We start from the raw sequence: 4,973 nt of genomic DNA, 5'->3' as shown, positions 1-4,973 counted from the left end.
TTTTGCTAAAGTTTTGAACAGTCTCATTAATATGCCTTTTCTTGACCAAAGAAGAAAACGACGATAAATGGTATTCCACAACCCAAAACATTCAGGTAAATCACGCCACGGACAGCCAACACGTAAGCGATAAAGTATTCCTTCTAGTGTTTGTCGATGTTCAAGCTTGTTATAAACTCTATCTTCAAGCAATATAGCTTTTAGTTTCGACCACAGCTCATCAGTGAGCATTAATCGGGGCATGACAATCTCGTTTAGTTTGGTTTTGGCGAAGTGAATTATACGAGATTGTCACTTACGCACAAAATTCAAACAAAGATCAACAGCCCCTAGTTATCCGCTCTTTATGATTTGTTTCATTATGAGTCATAATTTTTAAAAGCTGGGAGCGATTTATACTTATCTTTTTTGTTATATCGATTTTTTGAGCTTTTGTTAGCAAACTTGAATGTTCACTGAGTAGATCAGAATAATACTCAATATTATCCTCTATGTTTTTCACTCCTTTTTCATTAAATAAAAGTTTCGGGCATCCTAACTTACAATTATTAGGATTTGGTTTTAGCTTAGAAGTATCATTGATAATACATGGCAGCGTACTTTTTGATGTTATCGGATCAAGGTTAAAACAATATGCACCAACCAATGTCTTCGATATGAATATAGGCTGTCCATTTTTAAGCAAATATGAAATATACTCAAAAATTGCAATCTTAATTACTTTTCCTTTGAATAGAGTCTCGTTCCCATCTTTTAACTCTGGACAGTTTAAATTTTGTTGACTGTAAATTTTCTTATTTATAATTCCCGAAATTATACTTGAAAATTCTTCTGTGAAATGAATCTCTAACGTACTTGCTATTGCTTCAACTAAGTATGGGTTTCTAGCTATATATTTGAGTGTCATTGCATAACTATGATGCCCAAAAAGTAAACGAATTAAATCAATATTCTTTTCTGAACGATTGATGAGAATTTCAGCTATTGTTTTCCTCGATTTATGAGAATGCATTTGATCAAGTTTGAGTTTTTTTCTTAATCTAATATTTATATTGCCTATTAGCCTTTCCACATTTTCAACATAAATACCTTTACCTGTAGATGTAGCAAATATCAGTTCATTTTCTATTTCACCAAAATAGTTTTTTAGTTCATAAAAATCTGAAACTAACTCACCTAAATAGGCAGGCAATGGTATGCTATCACTATCACCAAAATAATTCGGGTCTAAAGAGGTTTTAAACCTGGTTATATCTAGTCGCCACTCTCGACTACTGCTTTCATAAAACACATCTTTAAACTCTAATACTCCAATTTCTTTTCTTCTCAAACCAGTCAAAAGTGAATAAATAATATATATACCATCTCGTACATTGTCTAAAGAAGCCTTTAGATTTGAACGCCATCCATAGCAACATTGTTCGTACTTATATTTATTTACACCAGAGGTAATATTTCGAATTGATTTTGTATAACCAATTATTTTCTTGCCATCAATTTCAAACCCAAAAAGATCTTCGAAAGTCTTATCCCCTTGCGAACGTAAATATTCCTTATGATTTTTATCATAAAGCCCTAACTCATTAGCATACTGTGATGCAACTATAATGTTTGGCAAAGCTTTATCACACCAAAAAGAAGCATAATTTAGCATAGTTTCTAAATCATCTTCTGAATAAGAAGACCAACCTTCACTTCTTCTCACAATTTCATTTTGTATGTCAATTCTTCTGGCTTTAGTGTCTATTTTTTTTAATTGAACATCTAATTGAACTGATTCTGGTAGTAAGTTTTCCTGAGAAAGAGATATCCAAAAACATATATAAGAAAATAGAAACGTATAATGTCTTTGAGCACCCTGATCTCTTGCTTTATCCAGTGCTCTATTAATCATATCAGCTGTGATGATTAATATATGTTCAGGTGTCATAGATAAACAATTAAATTCAAACAAATATTTTTCGACTAACACATGTGCATTTGAAAAAGTTACCGTCGATTCAAAACTTCGTATTGTATTGTATGGGTTGAAGTCAGGAATATAATAATACGTAATGCACTTTTTAAGGAAATTACTTCCAGATATATCGCTATTAAAAAGCACTTGCTTTGTGATGAAGTTATTCCTTTCAAGTAGATTCCATCGTTCTTCTCGAAAATAACTATTTTCGGATATTAAGAAATCTTTATTTTCATTTTGTATCAGTTTGTCTTTTAGTGAAGTATTTGGATTTACAATTATTCCATTGAAAGATTCCGCTAAAAACTCATAATATTCATTGGATGACTCCTGTAACTCATCATCAATAGCCATAACTACCCCTCAAAGATTACTGATAATATATCTAAATCAAATGGCAAAATTTTCTTTCCAAATTTATTTTGATATCTGCTTGCAGATTGAAGTTCAGTTTTATTTTTCCAATCACTTACCAAAAAATTTACTATACTTAACTCTTCATTCTTATCTGCATCTAAAGGATCAATTGATTCTATTAAAGTATTTTGCCTGTCTAATAAAAAAGGGAGTGAATCTTTAGTTACACAAATCCGACTACAAAATAAGCATTTTGATAATTTAAAACATTTTTTCCTCGAAGACATATATTCAACAGACCCTTCCCAATCAGGTTTTGTATTATCAATACATGACCACATTGGTAAATCATGCCCAGGAATAATAAAACTAACCCATTTTTTTGAGGTGTTTTTATTATTATTGACTTTACCAAGCAAACCTTTAAATTTTTTTTGTTGGAACAGTTTTAGTATTTCTGAAAGCTCTGATCTTAACCGCTTTCTCCTTTTTACTTTAGCTTGAGCGGAATTGTCATAATGAACATCTGTAGTTGTTTTAGAAGCATGTCCCTGAAGAAAACTAACAAAACTCAATGGTAAAGACTTTATCTCTTGAGATTTTTTCACCCATGTAGGTCTTAGTCTACAAGTGAGTTGTTTTAAAGTGCGAATTCTATTGCCATCATCTAAAACAATATAATTCCTTAAAAATGCTTCAATGCCAGTTGTCCATAAATCACTATTAGACATTGATGAAAAACGACCTGGTGGTAATTTACAGTTCTTTTTTTTACTACGCCAAGTTCCAAATTTTCTCATACAACTAAAAAGCAAATTATTGTGTTTTTGTGTATATGAGCGCGTTGACTCTTCTGGTAATATCGAGAACGGTTCTGAAAAAGTTTTGGCTAATAAAATCAGGTTATAAGCAGATATAGGGTCTGACTTATTTGATATGCCAAAAAATGGTTTTGGTTCTAGATATGGTTTATTGATAGATTGAGATTTTATTTTTTCAGAAAAAATTATTGAGTTTTTAGAATCAAATAAGCCTACCAATGAAAACTCAAAATTATCTCCATCTAAAGCCATAACAATCTCTTTATTCCAGCCTAGCTGTAACATTAAAAATACGGCAAGAACGGCTTGGTCTTGACTACTTGGATAACTTAATTCAAGAAAGTCATTAAATGTTAAATCGACACTATTCAAATCAAAATATTTTATGATTATTTCTACAGGATTTGATAGCTCTATTGGTTTTTTATTAACGGCAGTATCATAAATATTAAAAAAATCATCCATTGATACATTAAAGGGTAATTTTGCAGCAAGAAGTGTTTTATGGCATTTTATTAAACATGGTTTCCATTTACTTATGTTTTCAAGTGGGTGACGGCTATTGGTGTCTAACTCAAGTATTATCTCTTCTAAAGTATATGAATCTACATCTCTAATCGATTGATTAAATATAATTTTATTATTAATTAATTCACAATGCTTTTTTAATGCATCTGAAAGGCTATCAAATCCAGAATCACTTAACGCTTCATTTGGCTCCCCTTTAATAATTTCAATAAGTGGTAAAGTCAATAATGGCAAACCGTCATCATTATCCATAGCTGTAGATTTTAATGCGCCATTAAACCGTGAAGCTAGCCCTTTCATCAGCTTATTTTTCAAACAATATCTATTAAAATTAAGAACTAATTCGCTAGTAATTTTAATGTATTGATCAACTGGATTAATGTTGACAGAATGAGACTCATAGATTTCTATAAAATTTAAAAAATGATTAATGGCAGCTCTTAAAGTGTAAGCTCTAGAATATGAGCGCTCTCGTCCGTAGGCACAAAAGACATAATGTAAACTGAGGGATAGTTTACAATCGAATGAGAAACGAGAGTTATTTAAGTAGTTACATGAAACTTTTTTGCCATCATTTGTTAAGATATTAGTTTTTTTAACAAATAATTGCTCAAATTTCATGTTATATACTCATTTAAAGGAGTTGTTCTACAGCTAATATCGCTTCACTAATTACTTTCTCAAGTGACTGTGAAGCATCGATAACATAGAACTTATTTGGAAATTCTTCAGCCTGTCTTAAATACCCATTTCTAGCTCGATCTAAAAATAACAAATCTTGATCTTCTAATCGATCCAAACCTTCACCTCTACTTCTAACTCTGTCTAATCCTATTCGAGGGTCTAAATCCAGAATGATAGTCAATGTTGGACTAAACCCATTTAGTGCTAAGTTGTTAATTTTATCAACTAATTCCCTATCAATTCCGCGTGCAAAATGTTGGAAACTGATAGTAGCTGAATCAAAACGATCTGATAAAACAACTTTCCCACTTTCTAAAGCTGGATATATTTTTTCAGCTAAATGCTGAGCACGGCCAGCACCAAACAGCATTAACTCTGTTAAGTCATCCATCTCAGGATGCTCTTTAGATAAAATGATGTTTCTTAATTTTTCACCAATAGGAGTACCACCAGGCTCTCTTGTCATTACGACTTCTAATTGCCTAGATTCAATATATTCTTTTACTGCTTTTATAACCGTACTTTTTCCAGCACCATTACTACCGTCAAGGACGATCATAATTCCATTGTTCATTTAATTTTATTCACTTTGTTTATTTGTTTATTTGTTTATTTGTTTATTT

The 4,973-nt window shown here is 31.2% G+C and carries 4 protein-coding genes; all 4 read right to left on the bottom strand.

The features are described from left to right. On the bottom strand, positions 1 to 243 hold a 243-nt coding region (locus BM088_RS18695; RefSeq protein ID WP_143085114.1), incomplete at its 3' end, for a transposase. 76 nt (positions 244 to 319) lie between these two features. After that, a complete protein-coding gene (locus BM088_RS18690; RefSeq protein WP_091988195.1) occupies positions 320 to 2,314 on the bottom strand; it encodes a tyrosine-type recombinase/integrase in 1,995 nt (664 codons plus the stop codon). A gap of 2 nt (positions 2,315 to 2,316) precedes the next feature. Beyond that, positions 2,317 to 4,287, bottom strand: coding sequence for a hypothetical protein (locus BM088_RS18685; RefSeq protein ID WP_091988192.1), 1,971 nt, complete (start codon positions 4,285 to 4,287; stop codon positions 2,317 to 2,319). Positions 4,288 to 4,300: 13 nt separating this feature from the next. Beyond that, positions 4,301 to 4,924: a dTMP kinase gene (gene tmk, locus BM088_RS18680; protein ID WP_091988189.1), complete on the bottom strand. Its 624-nt coding sequence runs from the start codon at positions 4,922 to 4,924 to the stop codon at positions 4,301 to 4,303. Between the last annotated feature and the right edge of the window lie 49 nt (positions 4,925 to 4,973).

It is taken from the genome of Pseudoalteromonas denitrificans DSM 6059, from assembly GCF_900112265.1.
Taxonomy (GTDB): Bacteria; Pseudomonadota; Gammaproteobacteria; order Enterobacterales; family Alteromonadaceae; genus Pseudoalteromonas; species Pseudoalteromonas denitrificans.
The sequence above is the reverse complement of the archived record's forward strand: the minus strand, read 5'-3'. Positions and strand labels throughout refer to the sequence as shown.

Bases quoted from the DNA above. Each gene is read 5' to 3' on its own strand.
- tmk (WP_091988189.1), bottom strand. From the start codon at position 4,924: ATGAACAATGGAATTATGATCGTCCTTGACGGTAGTAATGGTGCTGGA.
- BM088_RS18685 (WP_091988192.1), bottom strand. From the start codon at position 4,287: ATGAAATTTGAGCAATTATTTGTTAAAAAAACTAATATCTTAACAAAT.
- BM088_RS18690 (WP_091988195.1), bottom strand. From the start codon at position 2,314: ATGGCTATTGATGATGAGTTACAGGAGTCATCCAATGAATATTATGAG.